The sequence below is a fragment of the Streptomyces sp. NPDC043878 genome, from assembly GCF_056435735.1.
Genome location: NZ_JBWKDW010000012.1, coordinates 188,074 through 205,346, shown reverse-complemented (window position 1 = coordinate 205,346; position 17,273 = coordinate 188,074). Strand labels below are relative to the sequence as shown.

Below are 17,273 nucleotides of genomic sequence, written 5' to 3'. Positions count from 1 at the left end.
CGACTGGGTGTGGCGGTGGGCGGGTGACCGTCGCGGGACGGCGGCACAGCGGGGCGCCTGCGGCTGGTCGTGGGGGCGGCGGGCCAGTGGCCGTCGCGGGACGGCGGCACAGCGGGGCGCCTGCGGCTGGTCGTGGGGGCGGCGGGCCAGTGGCCGTCGCGGGACGGCGGTACAGCGGGGCGCCTGCGGCTGGTCGTGGGGGCGGCGGGCCAGTGGCCTGCGCGGGACGGCGGCACAGCGGGGCGCCTGCGGCTGGTCGTGGGGGCCGCGGGCCAGTGGCCTGCGCGGGACGGCGGCACAGCGGGGCGCCTGCGGCTGGTCGTGGCGGCGGCTGTGAACGGGCGGCCTTCGCGCGGTGACGGTGCGGTCGGCACGCGGCGGCGCCGTGGGGCGGGGTGACCGGAGAAGGCCCGGGGCGACCGACGGGGTCACCATGGCTGGTCCGAGGGGGCGTGGGCGGACGCTCGGGTCAGAGTGCGGGTCGCGTGCAGCAGCAGGGCGAGGGCGGCGACCGCGCAGGTGAGCGTGGGGACGGCGGCCGGGCCCCAGGTGTCGACGACCGTCTTCACGGGGGCCCCCACAGGGGCGAAGCCGGGGAGGCGGGCCGCGAACACGCTTGCCAGCGCGACCAGTTGGGCCGCTGCCGTCGCGGCGAGGGCGAGGGCGGCGCTGTGGGGGAAGCCGTGGAGGGTGAGGAGGCGGGCCAGGAGCAGGAGGGCGCCCAGGGTGGTGGCGCGTGCGTAGGCGGCGGGCTCGTCCAGCACCGCGGCGCACAGGGCCATGAGGATGCCGAGGGCACCGAGGTAGAGGGCGAAGGCGCTCAGCAGGAGGGGGCGCGTGGAGGCGGTGAAGTCCTCCAGTCCTCGGCTGGCCGTCAGCCTGCGGCGGGCGCGCACGGTGAACAGGTGGGCGCACCATGCGGCCGGGGCGCAGGAGAGGGCGAGCGCCAGGACGGGGGCGGCCGCGAGGGGCCAGGGGCCGTCCGGGGATCCCGTGGGCGGCTCGTCCGGGCCTCCGGTGACGGCGGCGTGGAGCAGGCCGTCGCCGAGGAGGGCGTAGGCGAGCAGCCAGCAGGTCGCCAGGCCGGCGACGCGCACGCCGGGCGGTGTGTGGTCCCTGGGGCCGAGCGGGCCGCGGGCGAGCGCCGCGCGCAGACCGAGCGCCAGGGCGAGGAGGCCCACGGCGGCCGCGATCAGCCGGTGTTGGCCGTGGGTGAGGCGAAGTGCCGCCACGGCGGCGGCGCACAGCGCGCCGGGCAGGAGGGTCAGCAGCGCCCAGTCGGCGCGGACCCGGGGGGTGGTGACGGAGGCGGCGGGCGGAGGCGTTTCGCCGTCACGCGGGGTGCGGGCGTAGAGCTCCTCGGCCAGCGAGAAGACGTCCCGGTGGCGGAAGCGTGCCGCGGTGCGGTCGGTGACGCCGTGGGCCTCCAGACCGGCCGCGATCTCCAGGGGGTCCACGGCCCGCTCGCACAGGTCGCGATGACGATGCATCAGCGCCTTCACGGGGTCCGCGGCGGTACGGCGGGAAGCGGCGGAGTGCGTACGCCCGGCGCCGGCCTCACCGGCACGGTCCGCACCCGGCCCGGCGACGGCACGCCCGGCACTCCGCTCGGCGCCGGCAGGTCCGGCACGCTCGGCACTCCGCTCTGCACCGGCACGCCCGGCACTCCGCTCGACGGTGGTACGCCCGGCACTCCGCTCGGCGGCGGTACGCCCGGCGGCCACCTCAGCGGTGACGCGCCCAGCACCGGGGGCACCGGCGCCCCAGGCACCCACGTCGCCCGTACGCCCTGCACGCGCCTCATCCGAACGCCCGGCGCCCGCCGCGCGGGGACGCCCGGCACGCGCCCCGAGCCCGTCCCCCGCCTCGCGGATACGCCCGACCCCCGACTCGCCCCCGAGCCCGGCCCCCGACTGGCCGACACCCTCCGCACCTCCCGCCTCGCCGGCACCCCCCGCACCTCCGACGCCGATGCCGTAGTCCCCTTCAGGGCTCCGGCTCTCCCCCGGCTCCCGGTTCTCCCGCGCCCGCGTGTCCCCCGTCAGCCACCGCTGTGACCGTGGGTCCCGTCCGCCGGGGTTGCTCGGCCTTTCGGAGCGGTCCGGTTCTCCCAGGCCGCTCGTCTCCCCGAGACCGCTCAACTCCCCCAAGCCACCCGCGTCCCCCAGGCCACCCCCTCCCCCGAGACCGCTCAAGCCCCCCGAGCCACCCGCGTCTCCCAAACCGCTCGTCTCCCCGAGACCGCTCAACTCCCCCGAGCCACCCGCGTCTCCCCAACCACTCGCTTCCCCCGAGCCGTTCATCGCGCTCCCTCCGCGGCGGGGACGGGGCCGGGGTCCCGTGCCGGGGGTCCCGCTTCGCGGCCGGGGACGTCGTGGGCCGCGAAGCGCGCGCCCGGCCCGGTCCAGTGGGCGGGGACGTGGGCCTCGGCGGGGGCGGCGAACGGGAGGGGGTCGCCGGCGGCGTCGAGGACGACCCGGCGGACCGGGCAGTGCGAGACGATCTCCAGGTAGATGCCGTGGGAGGTGGTGGTGTTCTGCTCGACGGTGAACAGTTCGAGCGCCCGGGCGCGGGCGGCGGCGCCGAGGCGCTCACGGCGTGCGGGGTCGCGCAGCAGCGTCAGGCACGCCTCGGCGAGCGCCCGCGGGTTGCGCGGGGGTACGACGAGACCCGTGCCGCCGATGACCTCCACCACCGCGCCGACGTCCGTGGAGACCGTGGCCCGGCCGCAGAACATGGCCTCGACCAGGCTCACCGGAAACCCCTCGACCACGCTGGACAGGACGGTCACGGAACCCGAGGCGTAGGCGTCGGCCGGGGACGGCACCTCGGGGCCGCCGATCTCCACGAAGGAGACCGGGTTGTCGCCGACCGCGTGCAGGCCGTCGGCCTCGTCGGGGAAGAGCTGTGCGGCCAGTGCCCTGCAGTGGCCGAGGTAGGCCGCGCCCCCGGGACCGGTGGGGGCGCCGACGATCCTGAGGCGGGTTCTCGGCTCCTCCTTGCGGATCTCCGCGAAGGCGTGCAGGAGGGACACCAGGTCCTTGGCGGGTTCCACGCGGCCGACCCAGACGAGGGTGCCGGGGTCCGCGGACTCGGCCGACTCGCCCACGTCCGCGAAGTGGGCCGCGTCCATGCCCGGGTAGACGGTGCGCAGCTTCGCCCGGTCGGCGCCGCAGCGTTCCAGCCAGCGGCGGGCGTGGGTGTTGCCGGGGGTGACGAGCACGGCCCGGCGGTAGGTCTCGGCGGCGAGCCTGCCGTGGAAGGCGGCGAGCAGCGCGCGGACCGCGGGTGCGGAGTCCGTGGCGGCCAGGTAGTGGGCGCGCAGGTGGACGCCGTACTCGGTGACGAGCAGGGGCACGTCGAAGAAGTGGTGGGCGAGCAGTCCGGGCAGCGCCGCCGGGCCGCCGGACGCGGCATGGCACAGGTCTACGGCGCCGAGGCCGTCGTCCCGGTACCAGTCGAGGGACAGGGGGCGCAGGGCGCGCTCCAGGTGGGCGGCCACGGCGAGCAGTTCGGGGACGCGCGCCTCACGCGCCGTACGCAGGGCGCCGGGCGCGCGACAGGCGCGTTCGAGGGCGCGTACGGCGGTCTCCGAGCGGAGCGCTCCGACCAGGCCGCCCTCGTCGCGGGCGAGTTCGGCGAGTCCGCGGAGCGCGCTGCCGAAACGGTCCGCCTCCGTGACGGACGGCTCCCCCACCGCCTCCGTGAAACCCGGACCGGGCAAGCGCGGCGAGTCGCCGGCGCCCGGGGCACCAGCGGCGGAGGGCCCGAGGGCGCCTCCTCCGGCGCACAACACGTCCGCGAGCTCCCCGTAGCACTCGGCGAAGCGCCGGCGCGCACGGCGCCCGTAGCTCTGGCCGTCGACCTCCGCTGTCCACAGCGGTGCGGTACGGACCCTGCTGACCTGCGGCGGCAGCGGTACCCAGCCCTCGTCCTCCTGCCGTTCGCTGCGGCTGAGCGCGTAGAGGTCGAACTCGTGCTGCCCGAGCCCGCGCACGAGCCGGTCGCACCAGAGCCTCGCGTCACCGCTCACATACGGATAGCCACCCTCCGTAAGCAACCCAATGCGCACAGTGCACCCCCGATCTCCCGTATGGGGAGCCGCCGTTGGCCCGACGGCTCGCAGCGGGACGAACGTATGCGGACAAGACGGTGGCGCGACGGACGGTTGTCCATCACGCCACCAGAAGGGGTGAACGGTCGTGACTTTCCGGTGCGGGGCGCGTTCCGTCGCGCTAGGAGATCGCTCGGACGCGCAGCGTCACATGCCGGACGGCGGTCGGGCGCCGCGCACGCGGGGGCTCACGCAGGCCGGCGTGACGTCGGGGGCGCCCGTCAACTCGCGGGGTAGGGCCAGGGATTGGCTCGGCAGTGGATGCCGTCGTGGTTCAGGAACTTGGTCTGCTGCTGCATGACCGGCGCCAGTTCGCCGTCCTTGTCGCAGGTGACGTGGCCGTAGCCGAGCCGGTGACCGACCTCGTGGTTGATCAGCATCTGCCGGTAGGCGTGGATCTGGTCACCGTATGTCGTCGATCCCTGGGCCCAGCGGTAGCCGTTGATCATCACGCGCTCGGTGGCGGCCGAGTCGCACGAGACGTTGTCCTCGGTGGTGTCGAGACCGGACTTGGCGCACCACTTGGCGGTGGTGCCGGGGCTGGCGAGCGTGATCACGAAGTCGACCTCGCCGGAGGGGACGCGCTGGAACGTACGGGCACCGTCGTGGGCCCAGCTCCGGTCGTCGTTGAGCGTCTTCTGCACGGCCTGGGCGAAGAGCGCGCCGTCGAGCCCGAGTCCGCGTTCCACGTCCACGCGGTAGGTGAACTTCCGGCCCTTGCCGGGTGCCTTGTCGACGCCGGGAACCGCGTCGAACTTCCCGGAACCCTTGGCCTTGGCGCCGAGCGCGTACGTCGTGCCCATCTTCTGCGCGTATGTCAGCGCCGCCACGGCGGGGGAACCCGACGGGGTGGGCCGCTGGTCCCCGCGGGAGGCGGATCCCCGGGCGTCGCGCGTCTGGTCGGACGCGGACCGCGCTCCGGCCTCGGCGTCGTCACGCCCGCCGGTGACCTGTCCGGCCACGACGACGGCCAGCACGGTGGTGACGGCGGCGGCCGCGATCCCGGTGAACGTGCGCCCCTTGGAGCCTTTGGCCCCGCCGGGCTCCCCCGCGGGCGGGGCGCCGTCGATCCGGCCGGGACGGGTGGGCCGCGGAACCGTGGTCGCGCCGGCGGACCGGGCGAGGGGGACACGGGGGGCGGAGAGGTCGTCGTCCGCGTCGAAGGCGTCGACGTAGTCCTGCCGGGGGCCCGCCTTGCGCTGGCGCGGCAGGGCGATCCCGGACCTTCCCGACTTTCCGGCGCCGCCCTGTGCGCTCAACTCGCCCCAGCCGCCGCCTGGTTCGCGCTGCTCGGGGTGCCCGCCACGGACCCGGGGGAAGCCGTGGGCCGGGGTGCCGTCGGGCAGTCGGGGCGTTCCGCGCCCGGGGGTGCCGTCGGGGAACCGCGGAAAGCCGTGCGCGGGGGTGCCGTCGGGGAACGTCGGCGCTCCCTGCGCGTTCCGCGGAGTTCGTGAGCCCTCGGGGCCCTGGGGGCCCCTGTTCGCGGAATCGTCCGCGGTGCCGTCCTTGTCCGCGGGTCGGGCAGACCCGCGCCGGCTGTGGCGTCCCACCTCGCCCGTCAGCTCCCCGCGCTCTCGGAGGCGCCCGACCGGTCGCCGCGCGCCGTGCCATCGGCACGGTCCACACTAGCGGCTCGGCCGGCACCCCCGGCACGGTCGGAACCGCCGGCACGACCGGTTCGGTCGCGTTCGCCACCGCCGGCACCACCGGTCCGGTCGCGTTCGCCACCGCCGGCACCACCGGTCCGGTCGCCGCCACCGGCCCGCCGCAGGCCATCGGCGCCCTCGGCGGCGGGCGTCAACTCCCCCGTGTCCGTGAGGAGTTCACGGAAGGCGTGGGCGACCGTCTCCGGGTACTCCATCATCGCCACGTGGCCCGCATCCGGCAGGGTGAGCAGGCGGGAGTCGCGGAAGGCACGGGCCGCCCTCTGGGCCATGCGGTACCCGACGAGCTGGTCCCGGCCGCCGTAGACGAGGAGGGTCGGCGCGAGGACCCGCTCGGCCTGGCGCCACAGCGCGTGTTGGCCACCCAGTGTGTAGGCGTTGACGAGCCCGCGCGCGGACCGCGTCATCGCGTCCCAGAAGTACGGCAGCCGCAGCCGCCGTTCCATCTCCTCCACCGCGTGCCGGAAGCCTTCGGGCGAGACCCGCGCGGGATCGCCGTAGCACAGGGCCATGACCCCGCGGACCCGCTGCTCCGCCGTCCACTCCTTGGTGAGCCGGGTGAACAGCGCGGCCACTCCGGGCACCGCGAGCAGGCCCGTCGGTACGGCCGTGCGCTGGACGCGCAGCTCCGGCAGGGCGGGCGAGACGAGGGTGAGCGTTCGCACGAGGTCCGGGCGTGTCGCGGCCACGCGCGTGGAGATCGCGCCGCCGAGGGAGTTGCCGAAGAGGTGCACGGGCCCACGCCCGGACGCGTCGAGGAAACGGATGACCGCGCGCGCGTGCCCGAGGACCGAGTAGTCGCCGTCGTCCGGTGGCGGGGAGTCGCCGAAGCCCGGCAGGTCGACGGCCTCGCCGTCGACGACCCCGTCGAGCAACTGCATCAGCGCCGACCAGTTCTGCGAGGAACCGCCGAGACCGTGGACGTAGAGCGCGGGCGGCAGGCCCTGGCGCGCCGGGGGTCTCGACCGCACCGCCAGCGTGACTCCCGGCAGCCCGACCGACCTGAGCCGCTCGCCCTCGGCGACCCTGACGGGCGACACCTTCGGAAGCACGGTGGTGGCCGGCACGGAGGGCAGCTCGGTCGAAGACATGCGGCAATGTTACGAGACGATCACGCTGTGGCTCATGTGTTCGCCGTCACAGAAGACGCCCGGATCGCTTGGCGACCGGATCGGGTGTCTCCTAGGCTCGAACTGAGGGCACCCGTACGTGGCCCCCTGATCGACAGGGACGTTCTAGGAAGGGAGCCCGCAATGACCGTCGACCCCACCGATCCCGAGACGTTCGCCGACGAGAGCGCCGAGGGAGCGCCCGGCGTACCGGAGATCGGCGTGGAAGCGCCGGAGGACGACGCCGCCGAGCAGCTCACGGACGTCACACCCGACCGCGACGACCCCCTGACCGAGGTGGACCCGACCCGCGGCGACGAGGGCGACCTCATCGAACAGGCGCGCGTCGTCTCCCTCGACGAGGACGACTACCGGTGAGCTGACGGGCGCCCGGCGACGCGACCGGAAGGACCGCGCTGACCAGCGGCGGGGGCGCTGTCGCCCGGAGCGCCCCTCTTTGCGACGCTTCGCGCGGCTGTCGCCGTTGTCCGGTCCGTGAAATTCTGCGCTCGCACCGCGCACAGCACGGTTACCGAAAAGTACGATGGCCGCGCGGCGCACACCGCGTGTGGACGACATTGGGAGGCGGCGTGACAGCCATCGAGCAGACAGAGGCGGCACGCCCGAGGGGGACGCGCCTGCCGCGCCGTGCCCGGCGGAACCAGCTGCTGGGCGCCGCCCAGGAAGTATTCGTGGCACAGGGCTACCACGCGGCGGCGATGGACGACATCGCCGAGCGGGCCGGCGTCAGCAAGCCGGTGCTCTACCAGCACTTCCCGGGCAAGCTCGATCTGTACCTCGCCCTGCTGGACCAGCACTGCGAGTCCCTCATCCAGTCCGTGCGGAGCGCGCTCGCGTCGACCAGCGACAACAAGCAGCGCGTCCGGGCGACGATGGACGCGTACTTCGCGTACGTCGAGGACGACGGCGGCGCCTTCCGTCTGGTCTTCGAGTCGGACCTGACCAACGAGCCCGCGGTGCGCGAGCGCGTCGACAAGGTCACGAACGAGTGCGCGGAGGCGATCTGCGAGGTCATCGCCGAGGACACGGGTCTGTCGCGCGCGGAGTCGATGCTGCTGGCGTCGGGTCTCGGCGGTCTCGCCCAGGTGGTGGCGCGTTCGTGGCTGCACAGCGACCGCAGCGTGCCGCGCGACCAGGCGGTCCAGTTGCTGACCTCGCTGGCCTGGCGGGGCATCGCCGGTTTCCCGCTGCACGGCACGGACCACGCCTGACGCGAGGTCGAGGGGGACGTTTGTTCCCGTCCGATGTTCGCTGTTGGCGTTCTCGGGCGGAGCATGAACGTCCCCGCACCGGGCTAATGTGTGCTGGGTACGGCGCGGAAGGTCGCGCACTTCACCGACCGTCGGAGGGACATACCCGTGGAGGTCAAGATCGGCGTGCAGCACGCGCCTCGCGAGATCGTTCTGGAGAGCGGTCAGAGCGCTGACGAGGTCGAGCGCGTGGTGGCCGACGCTCTCGCCGGAAAGACGCAGCTGCTGAGCCTCACGGACGAGCACGGCCGCAAGGTCCTGGTCCCGGCCGACCGCCTCGCGTACGTCGAGCTGGGCGAGCCGGCGCCGCGCAAGGTCGGCTTCGGCGCGCTGTAGGGCATGTGACGGGAGGGGCCCGGTGACCGACTGGTCGCCGGGCCCCTTTCGTGCGTCGGTCGCGCCACGGCGGGTACCCGCCGTCCCCCGCCGTCGGCGGGAACCCGCACAGATGGAGCACACCACGGACACGGTCGAGGGTTGCGTTCCGCAGGTCACGGGTAGGACGGGCTACGACCGTGAAGCGCAGGTCCGGCCGTGTGGGAGGGACTCGTCATGTTGTTTGAAGCACTCGGTGCCGCGCTGCTCGGTGTGGTGCTGGCCGGGGCGGCGGTCCACCGGCTGTCCCACCGCCTGCCCACCCGCTCGCTCGTACTGGCGACAGGTGTCGCGGGAGCCCTCTTCGGGGCGTTCCTCACGCACAGCGCGCTGGGCCCCGGCAGCCTCCTGCTGAACCTCGTCGGCGCCGCGGTGGTCTCCGCGGCCTCGCTCTCACTGCTGCTGCGCCCGGCCGGCCACTTCCGGCGACGATCGGCCCCGGCGTGACGGAGGTGGCGGAACGCCTCGGACGACCAGCCCGCCTGCACGCGCCGATCGGGCGCCCGGCCCGCCTGCACCGCCTGAACGGAACGTGACCGGATCCGACCGGACCGGCGCCGCCCGCCCACCCGTGTCGACGGGTCGGGCGGGCGACCTCTTTCCCGGGCGTGCCGGGGCGGCTGGGGCGACGCGGCTGGACCGGGCCGCCCTGGCCGCCGGACCCGGCGCGGCGATCCGCCGGCGCGGCCGTCCGCGGCGCCGCCATCCGCCTGGTGTGCGGCTTCCAGCCGGTCCCGGCCGACTGGGCCGCCAGGTCCGGCGCCGCCATCCGCTTGGCGCGGGCAACCTCCAGGTCGTCCCCGGGCCGGCTAGGCCGCCAGGCCCAGCGCCGCCATCCGCTTGGCGCGGGCAACCTCCAGGTCGTCCCCGGGCCGGCTAGGCCGCCAGGCCCAGCGCCGCCATCCGCTTGGTGTGCGCCTCGGTGATCCGGGAGAACATGCGGCCGACCTCCGCGAGGTCGAAGCCGTCCGCGACGCCGCCCACGAGCATCGTCGACAGCGCGTCCCGGTCGGCGACGACCCGCTGGGACTGCGAGAGCGCCTCGCCCATCAGCCGCCGCGCCCAGAGCGCGAGCCGTCCGCCCACCCGCGGCTCGGCGTCGATCGCCGCGCGCACCTTCTCGATGGCGAAGCTGGCGTGCCCGGTGTCGTCCAGCACGCCCAGCACCAGCGCGCGGGTGTCGGCGTCCAGCCGGGCGGCGACCTCCCGGTAGAAGTCGCTGGCGATCGAGTCGCCGACGTACGCCTTGACGAGTCCCTCCAGCCAGTCCGAGGGTGCCGTCTGCTTGTGGAAGCCGTCGAGGGCGGCGACGAAGGGCTGCATCGCCGACGTCGGCTCCTCGCCGATCTCCGAGAGCCGGTCGCGCAGCTGCTCGAAGTGGTGGAACTCGGCCGACGCCATCTTCGCCAGTTCCGCCTTGTCCGCCAGTGTCGGCGCCAGCTTGGCGTCCTCCGCGAGCCGTTCGAAGGCGGCCAGCTCGCCGTACGCGAGCGCGCCGAGGAGGTCCACGACGGCGGCCCGGTACTGAGGCTCGGCGGAGGCCTGCGCCCAGTCCTGGGCGGCGACTCCGGTCGCCCGGGGGGCGGCTTCTGCGGGGGCGTCGGAGGTGTTGTCAGGCGTCGTCATGAAGCGCACAATAGCCCGCTCCATGCACAGTGGAAGCCCCTGGTCAATGACTGTGACCCCGGCTACGTGACCAATCCGGCCATCACATGTGCGCGTTTCCGGGGTACAGTGGTAAGGCGCCCGCCGAGTATTCGACGGGCCGCACGAATGAGGATGCCCGGTCGGTGGCCCGATCGGCTCCGACCCGACAGCCCTCCTCGTCCGTACGGCAGTGGTCGTACGGAACCCGGAGGGGGACCCTCAGCGGTTCGAGCGCTAGAGCGTCGGCAGTGGTCCCGTGTCCCCACGGCCCGCCAGTAACGCAGCCGACGTCCCCCGGCACGGTCCTGACACGACCCCCGCGCTCGCCTCGCACCGCGCACACAGAAGAGGCAGCACCCTGACTACTTTCCGAGACCTCGGGATTCTTCCCGAGACCGCCGAGGCCCTCGAAGCCGTCGGCATCATGACGCCGTTCCCCATCCAGGAGATGACGCTCCCCGTGGCCCTGTCGGGCTCCGACGTCATCGGCCAGGCCAAGACCGGCACCGGCAAGACGCTGGGCTTCGGTCTCCCGCTCCTCGAGCGCGTCACCGTCCCCGCGGACGTCGAGGCCGGCCGCGCGAAGCCCGAGGACCTCACGGACGCGCCGCAGGCGCTCGTCGTGGTCCCCACCCGCGAGCTGTGCACCCAGGTCACCAACGACCTGCTGACCGCGGGCAAGGTCCGCAACGTGCGCGTCCTCGCCATCTACGGCGGCCGGGCCTACGAGCCGCAGGTCGAGGCCCTCAAGAAGGGCATCGACGTCGTCGTCGGCACCCCGGGCCGGCTGCTGGACCTCGCGGGCCAGAAGAAGCTCAACCTCAAGCACATCAAGGCGCTCGTCCTCGACGAGGCCGACGAGATGCTCGACCTGGGCTTCCTGCCCGACGTCGAGAAGATCATGAACATGCTGCCGGCCCGCCGTCAGACGATGCTGTTCTCGGCGACCATGCCGGGCGCGGTCATCGGCCTCGCGCGCCGCTACATGTCGCAACCCACGCACATCCGTGCCTCCGAGCCGGACGACGCGGGCCACACCGTCGCCAACACCAAGCAGCACATCTACCGCGCGCACAACATGGACAAGCCCGAGCTGGTCGCGCGGATACTGCAGGCCGAGGGCCGGGGCCTCGCGATGGTCTTCTGCCGCACCAAGCGGACGGCGGCGGACCTCGCCGACCAACTCCAGCAGCGCGGTTTCGCATCCGGCGCGGTCCACGGCGACCTGGGCCAGGGCGCCCGCGAGCAGGCGCTGCGCGCCTTCCGCAACGGCAAGGTCGACGTCCTCGTCTGCACCGACGTCGCCGCCCGCGGCATCGACGTCGAGGGTGTCACCCACGTCATCAACTACCAGTCCCCCGAGGACGAGAAGACGTACCTGCACCGCATCGGCCGTACCGGCCGCGCGGGAGCCAAGGGCATCGCGATCACCCTCGTCGACTGGGACGACATCCCGCGCTGGCAGCTCATCAACAAGGCGCTGGACCTCGGGTTCAACGACCCGCCGGAGACCTACTCCACCTCCCCGCACCTCTTCGAGGAGCTGAAGATCCCGGCCGGCACCAAGGGTGTCCTGCCGCGCTCGGAGCGCACGCGCGCCGGGCTGTCGGCGGAGGAGGTCGAGGACCTCGGCGAGACCGGTGGCCGTGGAGCGCGCGGACGCGGCGACCGCGGCGACCGGGGTGGTCGCAATGACCACCGCGGTGGCGGGGACGACCGTGGTGGCCGGGACGACCGTGGTGGCCGGGACGAGACCCGTTCCGCGGACCGTGAGCGTACGGCCCGGACGCCGCGCCGGCGCCGCCGCACCCGCAACGGTGCGCCGATGGACGCGGACCAGACGCTGTCGGTGACCACGACGCCGGTGGCCACTCCGGCGGTCGTGACCGACGCCGCCGTGGCGGACGACATCACCTCGCCCCGCACCCCGCGTCGCCGTCGCCGCACCCGTAACGGCGCGGCGCCTGAGGCCCTGCCTGCCACGGCAGCAGCGCCGGTGCAGCCGGCGGCCCCCGAGGCCGCCGAAGCCGCTGTGACGACGGCCGAGGGTCCGGCTCTGGACGCCCCGGCCACGGACGCCGAGGCGACGCCGGCCCGTCGGCGCCGCACGCGCAAGTCGGCCGCGTCGGTGGGCAGTTCGGCGGAGTCGCCGGCTGACGCCAGCAGCGTGGCCGTGTCGGAGACGCCGGTCGCCGAGAGCGCGGCGATCGCCGAGGTTGTCGCGGCCGAGGCTCCGGTCGCCGCGCCGCGTCGTCGTACGCGGAAGGCTGCCGCCGCGGCTCCGGCCGAGGTCGCCGTCGAGACAGCCGAGGGTTCCGCGGCCGCCGAGGTGGCCGCGCCCGCGCCGCGCCGTCGCACCCGCAAGACCGCGGCTCCCGCCGAGGCCGCCGTCGAGACGGCCGAGGGTTCCGCGGCCGCCGAGGTCGCCGCGCCCGCGCCGCGTCGCCGCACCCGCAAGACCGCGGCCCCCGCCGAGGCCGCCGTCGACACCGCCGAAAGTGCCGTCGAGACCAAGCCGCGCCGGACCCGCAAGACCGCGGAAGCCGTGGTCAGCGCGGAGCCGGCCGACGAGACCGTCGCGGCCAAGCCGCGCCGCACCCGCAAGACCGCGGAAGCCGTGGTCAGCGCGGAGCCGGCCGACGAGACCGTCGCGGCCAAGCCGCGCCGCACCCGCAAGACCGCGGCCCCCGCCGAGGCCGCCGTCGACACCCCCGAAGGTGCCGTCGCGGCCAAGCCGCGTCGGACCCGCAAGGCCGCCGAGAGTGTCGAGGGGGTCGGGATTCCGGCTCAGGCCACGCAGGAGCCGGAGGCCGCGCCGCGTCGTCGTACGCGGAAGGCCGCGGATGCCGTCGAGGTCGCCGGTGGCTCGGCCGAGGTCACGCCGCGGGTGCGGCGGGCGCGTAAGGCCGCGGACGCGGTGGAGCCCTCCGAGGGCTGAGTGTTCTCTGTCTGACGTCGACGGCCCGATTCCCTGCGTGGGGGTCGGGCCGTCGGCCGTGTGGGGGTGCACGCCTCGCCCCTCCGCGGCGGGGATGCGCCTTCGCGGCAGGGGCGCGCCTGCGTGGCGGGCCGCGCCCGGGCTGTTTTCGCCCCCGCCGCCCCTTCCCGTCCCGTCCCCCGGTGGCTCCGCCCCCGGACCCCCGCTCCTCAAACGCCGGAGAGGCCGGGACATCCCCGTATCGCCGCTACCCGTCGCCCCCGTTACCCTCTCCCCGTGAGCAGCCGACCCGCATTCAGTCCGCCGTCCAGTGCCCGTGCGTACGCTCTGCGGACCGTGCGTGGGGAGTTCGCCGTCGTTGATGCGCCGGTCGCGCCCGGTGTGGAGGCCAGGGGGGTTGCCCTGCTGGTGCCCGGGTTCACCGGGAGCAAGGAGGACTTCACGCTGCTGCACGAGCCGCTCGCGGCGCGCGGGTACCGTACCGTCGCCGTCGACGGCCGGGGGCAGTTCGAGTCCGACGGGCCCGCCGACGACGAATCGCCGTACGCGCAGGAGGAGTTGGCGCGGGACGTGCTCGCGCAGGCTGCGGCGCTCGGTGGTCCCGTGCAGTTGGTCGGGCACTCTCTCGGCGGGCAGATCTCGCGGGCCGCCGTACTGCTCGACCACTCACCCTTCGACTCGTTCACGCTGGTGGCCTCGGGCCCGGCACAGATCTCGGACTCCCAGCAGCAGCGCGTGAAGCTGTTGCGGGACGCGCTCGCGGTGATGAGCATGGCGGAGGTCTGGGAGGCGATGCAGGCGATGGTCCCGCCGGAGGAGGTCGAGCTGCCCGACCGCGGCCTCGGCTACCAGGAGCTGTTGCGCCGCCGCTGGCTGGGCAACAAGCCCGCCCAACTCATCGCCACAGGACGACAGTTGTGCACGGAGCCGGACCGGGTCGCCGAGCTGGCCGCCGCTCCGCTCCCGCTGCACGTGCTGTCGGGCGCTCGTGACGACACCTGGCCGGTGACCCTCCTGGACGACATGGCCGTACGACTGAAGGCGCGCCGGACGGTCGTCCCGGGAGCCGAGCACTCACCCAACGTGGAGCAGCCGCTGGTGACCGCGCGTGCCCTCGCCGACTTCTGGGACACCACCGGGGGCTGACCCGGCGGGCGGTGTCAGTACTGGGTCCGCAGGTGCTCCCAGAAGCCGTCGCGCAGCGCCCGCCGCAGGTCCGCCTGGCCGCGGAGCGAGTACTGCAGCAGGCCCTCCGCCTCCACCAGCAGGTCCTGGTCCACCGAACCCGGCAGGTAGGGGTGCCCCGGCAGCAGTTCCACCAGGGACTCCCGGCCGCGCGCCGCCAGCCACTTCGCGGCGACCTGCGCGCCGACGAACCGGACACCCTCCCGGGTCGGCCGGGCGGCCGGGCCCTCGTGGGTCGCGGCGGTGCGCCGGGCGACGTACGGCTTGAAGAAGTCGAGGTCGAGGGTGCGCTGGCTGTCGACCTCCCACAGCAGCGGCTCGGCCTGGTTGCGGCCCTCCGGCGCCTCGATGCCCCACAGGTGCACCCGCGCCCCGTACCCCTGGGCGGCCTCGACGGCGGACACCAGGTCCTCGTCGCCGCCGAGCAGGGCCGCGTCGCTGATGGCGCGGTGCCGGGCGAGTGACTCCAGGTCGGAGCGGATCAGCGAGTCGACGCCCTTCTGCTGGTTGTTGGCGTTCAGGTTGCCGAGGCGGACCTTGACGTCGGGGAGTTCGGCGATGCTCTGCTGTTCCCCCGTGTGGATGCGGCGTCTGGCGCCGTCGTACCAGTAGACCCGCAGCAGGCGGCTGTCCGCGAAGATCGTGCGGCCGCGGTCGATGAGCGCCTCGATCAGCCCCTCGGTGTCCAGCTCGAAGGCGCGCCGGTCCTCCGTGCCCGCCACCAGTCGCCCCGCGGCCGCGTACAGGTAGCCGGCGTCGACGAAGATCGCGTGGGTGGAGGGCGTCTTCGCCACCTCGGCGAGCATGCGCTGGAGCAGCTCGTTGGTGCGGTCGATGCGGGCGGTGAGCGCCGCGAGGTCGTCGTTCATCACGCCCATTGTCCCGGCGGTCACGCTTCGAACACAACCGGTCCCGGTCAGTCTCGTTCACCACACTTACCGGTCGGTAGTTAGGCGTTCGAAAAATTTCTTTAGCGTAGGGAATGTTCGTAACACGAAGCAGGTTCACTCATATGGAACAGGAGGCGCCGATGCCTCCCACGCCACCCACCAGTAGTTCTCCTCAGGAGGATGACCAGACGAAGGGAGAAGCCCATGCGCTTCGAAATCATGCGACTCGACGACGTCGACGGCACGCCCGTCGACAGCACCGTCGTGGACGCCGCCTCCGTCAACCGAATCGTTCAGCAGGCTGCCTCGATTGGCCAGCGGCTGTGGATCCGGCCGGCCGGGACCTCGGCCTCATAACCCCCACGGTCCCACACAGATTCCAGAGCCCCGGCGCGCATCGACCCGATGCCGAGCCGGGGCTCTGCGCATGCCCGGGGCTCAACCCCCCCGTACGACCTGTGTGATCCCGTTGATGATCTGCTGGACGGCGATGGCGGAGAGCATCATGCCCGCGAGCCGCGTCACCAGCACCACGCCGCCGTCCTTGATGACCCGGATGATCAGCAGCGAGTACCGCATCACCACCCACAGCACGACATGGATGGCGAGGATCGCCGACCACACCGACACCTGCGAGGAGATGCTGTCGGCCTTCTGCACGGCGAGGATCACGGACACGATCGCGCCGGGGCCGGCCAGCAGGGGCATGCCCAGCGGGACGAGCGCGACGTTGACGTCCTTGGTCTGCTTCGGCTCGTCCGTCTTGCCGGTGAGCAGGTCCAGCGCGATCAGCAGGAGCAACAGACCGCCCGCGATCATCAGCGCGGGCACGGACACGTGCAGGTAGTCGAGGATCTGGTGCCCGAGGAGTCCGAAGACGGCGATCACCCCGCCGGCCACGCAGACGGCCTGGAACGCCATGCGCTTCTGCACCTTGCCGGGCCGGCCGGCGGTCAGCGCGAGGAAGATCGGGGTGATCCCGGGGGGATCCATGATGACGAAGAGGGTGAGGAACAGGGAGCCGAAGACGGCGGCGTCGAACATGGGTGAGCTGCAGACCTTGCGAGGAGGGAGACGGGTGGAGGGACGAGGGGGCTCAGGCTCCGCCGGCGCCCGGCACCGGGAACGCGCCGGTCGCGCGCCGGGTGATCTCGCCGTAGACCTCGGGGTCCGTCGTGTACTCGCCGAGCGAGACGGTCTTGCGGCTGCCGTGGTAGTCGCTCGACCCGGTGGTGAGCAGGCCCAGATCGCCGGCCAGGGCCCGCAGCCGCGCCCGGGTGTCCGGGTCGTGGTCCATGTGGTCGACCTCGATGCCGTCGAGTCCCGCCGCGGCCAGCTCCGCGATCGCGGATTCGGGCACGGTCCGGCCACGCTTGGCGGCGGCCGGGTGCGCGAAGACGGTGACTCCGCCCGCGCCCTTGACCAGGCGGATCGCCTCGAAGGGGTCGGTCTCGTGCTTGGGCACGTGGACGCGGCCGCCGTCGGCGAGCCAGTCCGGGGTGAAGGCGTCGTTCACGGTCGGTACGACGCCGAGCTCGACGAGCGCGGTCGCGACGTGCGGGCGCCCCACCGAACCGTCGCCGGCGATCCGCGCGACCTGCTCCCAGGTGACGGGCACGCCCAGTTCCCGCAGCTTGGCGACCATGCCACGCGCCCGCGGCACCCGGTCGTCGCGGACCAGCTCGCGTTCGGCGAGCAGGGCCGGCTCCCCGGGGTCGAAGAGGTAGGCCAGCAGGTGCATGCTGATGCCGTCGACGCGGCAGGACAGCTCGGCGCCGGTGACCAGGGTGAGCCCGGCGGGCAGCGCGGCGAGGGCCTCCGCGTGTCCGCGGGTGGTGTCGTGGTCGGTGAGCGCGACCACGTCCAGACCGGCCGCGGCGGCGTTGCGCACCAGCTCGGCCGGGGTGTCCGTACCGTCGGAGGCCGTGGAGTGGCAGTGCAGATCGATGCGCACGACGCTGACTCCAGGCGGTGACGTGACGGACGGGGACGCTTCAGCATAGCGGCATTTCACCGCCCCCCTGTCACACCCACACCCGCCCGGCGCCCCCTACACCCGAGCCTCGGCGGACCGCGCCTT

The 17,273-nt window shown here is 73.9% G+C and carries 15 protein-coding genes; 7 read left to right on the top strand and 8 right to left on the bottom strand.

All coding sequences use genetic code 11. The annotated features are described in order from the left end of the window. Window positions 1-428: 428 nt before the first annotated feature. The 4 genes from AC07AZ_RS18875 to AC07AZ_RS18860 all read right to left on the bottom strand — a co-directional run bounded on the left by AC07AZ_RS18875 (window position 429) and on the right by AC07AZ_RS18860 (window position 6,869). A complete protein-coding gene (locus AC07AZ_RS18875; RefSeq protein ID WP_478849048.1) occupies window positions 429-1,724 on the bottom strand; it encodes a hypothetical protein in 1,296 nt (431 codons plus the stop codon). 575 nt (window positions 1,725-2,299) lie between these two features. Continuing rightward, entirely contained in the window at window positions 2,300-4,072 is a 1,773-nt protein-coding gene (locus tag AC07AZ_RS18870; protein ID WP_478849046.1) for a DUF3492 domain-containing protein, read from the bottom strand. A 263-nt stretch (window positions 4,073-4,335) separates the two neighbouring features. Beyond that, window positions 4,336-5,664 (bottom strand): DUF3152 domain-containing protein, encoded by a 1,329-nt coding sequence (locus AC07AZ_RS18865; protein WP_478849044.1) that lies wholly within the window; start codon window positions 5,662-5,664, stop codon window positions 4,336-4,338. 8 nt (window positions 5,665-5,672) lie between these two features. Continuing rightward, on the bottom strand, window positions 5,673-6,869 hold the full coding sequence (locus tag AC07AZ_RS18860; RefSeq protein WP_478849042.1) for an alpha/beta fold hydrolase: 1,197 nt from the start codon (window positions 6,867-6,869) through the stop codon (window positions 5,673-5,675). 162 nt (window positions 6,870-7,031) lie between these two features. On the opposite strand from AC07AZ_RS18860, the gene AC07AZ_RS18855 reads away from it, so the two are divergent. From AC07AZ_RS18855 to AC07AZ_RS18840, 4 genes are all read left to right on the top strand, one after another. Beyond that, complete coding sequence (locus AC07AZ_RS18855; protein WP_478849040.1) at window positions 7,032-7,265, top strand: hypothetical protein; 234 nt, start codon at window positions 7,032-7,034, stop codon at window positions 7,263-7,265. A gap of 212 nt (window positions 7,266-7,477) precedes the next feature. Beyond that, complete coding sequence (locus AC07AZ_RS18850; RefSeq protein ID WP_478849038.1) at window positions 7,478-8,119, top strand: TetR/AcrR family transcriptional regulator; 642 nt, start codon at window positions 7,478-7,480, stop codon at window positions 8,117-8,119. A 147-nt stretch (window positions 8,120-8,266) separates the two neighbouring features. Continuing rightward, on the top strand, window positions 8,267-8,494 hold the full coding sequence (locus tag AC07AZ_RS18845; protein ID WP_356032698.1) for a DUF3107 domain-containing protein: 228 nt from the start codon (window positions 8,267-8,269) through the stop codon (window positions 8,492-8,494). 216 nt (window positions 8,495-8,710) lie between these two features. Continuing rightward, on the top strand, window positions 8,711-8,980 hold the full coding sequence (locus AC07AZ_RS18840) for a hypothetical protein (protein ID WP_478849036.1): 270 nt from the start codon (window positions 8,711-8,713) through the stop codon (window positions 8,978-8,980). Between the two features lie 429 nt (window positions 8,981-9,409). On the opposite strand, the gene AC07AZ_RS18835 is transcribed toward AC07AZ_RS18840, so the two are convergent. Continuing rightward, complete coding sequence (locus AC07AZ_RS18835) at window positions 9,410-10,159, bottom strand: ferritin-like fold-containing protein (protein WP_478849034.1); 750 nt, start codon at window positions 10,157-10,159, stop codon at window positions 9,410-9,412. A 469-nt stretch (window positions 10,160-10,628) separates the two neighbouring features. Here AC07AZ_RS18835 and AC07AZ_RS18830 point away from each other — a divergent pair, with 469 nt between their 5' ends. Together AC07AZ_RS18830 and AC07AZ_RS18825 are read left to right on the top strand one after the other, a co-directional pair. Further along, complete coding sequence (locus AC07AZ_RS18830; protein WP_478849138.1) at window positions 10,629-13,118, top strand: DEAD/DEAH box helicase; 2,490 nt, start codon at window positions 10,629-10,631, stop codon at window positions 13,116-13,118. 276 nt (window positions 13,119-13,394) lie between these two features. Then, window positions 13,395-14,264 carry an alpha/beta fold hydrolase gene (locus AC07AZ_RS18825; protein ID WP_478849032.1) on the top strand — a complete coding sequence of 290 codons (870 nt, stop codon included), beginning with the start codon at window positions 13,395-13,397 and terminating at the stop codon, window positions 14,262-14,264. A 14-nt stretch (window positions 14,265-14,278) separates the two neighbouring features. Here AC07AZ_RS18825 and AC07AZ_RS18820 read toward each other — a convergent pair whose 3' ends face one another. Then, window positions 14,279-15,172, bottom strand: coding sequence for an NYN domain-containing protein (locus AC07AZ_RS18820; RefSeq protein WP_478849030.1), 894 nt, complete (start codon window positions 15,170-15,172; stop codon window positions 14,279-14,281). A 225-nt stretch (window positions 15,173-15,397) separates the two neighbouring features. Between AC07AZ_RS18820 and AC07AZ_RS18815 the strand changes: the two genes are divergently transcribed. Beyond that, a complete protein-coding gene (locus AC07AZ_RS18815) occupies window positions 15,398-15,550 on the top strand; it encodes a hypothetical protein (protein WP_371669277.1) in 153 nt (50 codons plus the stop codon). A gap of 81 nt (window positions 15,551-15,631) precedes the next feature. Here AC07AZ_RS18815 and AC07AZ_RS18810 read toward each other — a convergent pair whose 3' ends face one another. Both AC07AZ_RS18810 and AC07AZ_RS18805 read right to left on the bottom strand, forming a co-directional pair. Beyond that, a complete protein-coding gene (locus AC07AZ_RS18810) occupies window positions 15,632-16,237 on the bottom strand; it encodes a MarC family protein (RefSeq protein WP_478849028.1) in 606 nt (201 codons plus the stop codon). A 52-nt stretch (window positions 16,238-16,289) separates the two neighbouring features. Continuing rightward, the gene (locus tag AC07AZ_RS18805) at window positions 16,290-17,147 is read right to left on the bottom strand and encodes a PHP domain-containing protein (RefSeq protein ID WP_478849026.1); all 858 of its coding nucleotides are present in this window, start codon (window positions 17,145-17,147) and stop codon (window positions 16,290-16,292) included. Window positions 17,148-17,273 lie beyond the last annotated feature (126 nt).

What these genes read in the sequence shown, in the direction of transcription:
- AC07AZ_RS18860 (WP_478849042.1), bottom strand. Translation starts at nt 6,869, where the DNA reads ATGTCTTCGACCGAGCTGCCCTCCGTGCCGGCCACCACCGTGCTTCCG.
- AC07AZ_RS18855 (WP_478849040.1), top strand. Translation starts at nt 7,032, where the DNA reads ATGACCGTCGACCCCACCGATCCCGAGACGTTCGCCGACGAGAGCGCC.
- AC07AZ_RS18840 (WP_478849036.1), top strand. Translation starts at nt 8,711, where the DNA reads ATGTTGTTTGAAGCACTCGGTGCCGCGCTGCTCGGTGTGGTGCTGGCC.
- AC07AZ_RS18835 (WP_478849034.1), bottom strand. Translation starts at nt 10,159, where the DNA reads ATGACGACGCCTGACAACACCTCCGACGCCCCCGCAGAAGCCGCCCCC.
- AC07AZ_RS18830 (WP_478849138.1), top strand. Translation starts at nt 10,629, where the DNA reads ATGACGCTCCCCGTGGCCCTGTCGGGCTCCGACGTCATCGGCCAGGCC.
- AC07AZ_RS18820 (WP_478849030.1), bottom strand. Translation starts at nt 15,172, where the DNA reads ATGAACGACGACCTCGCGGCGCTCACCGCCCGCATCGACCGCACCAAC.
- AC07AZ_RS18815 (WP_371669277.1), top strand. Translation starts at nt 15,398, where the DNA reads ATGCGCTTCGAAATCATGCGACTCGACGACGTCGACGGCACGCCCGTC.
- AC07AZ_RS18810 (WP_478849028.1), bottom strand. Translation starts at nt 16,237, where the DNA reads ATGTTCGACGCCGCCGTCTTCGGCTCCCTGTTCCTCACCCTCTTCGTC.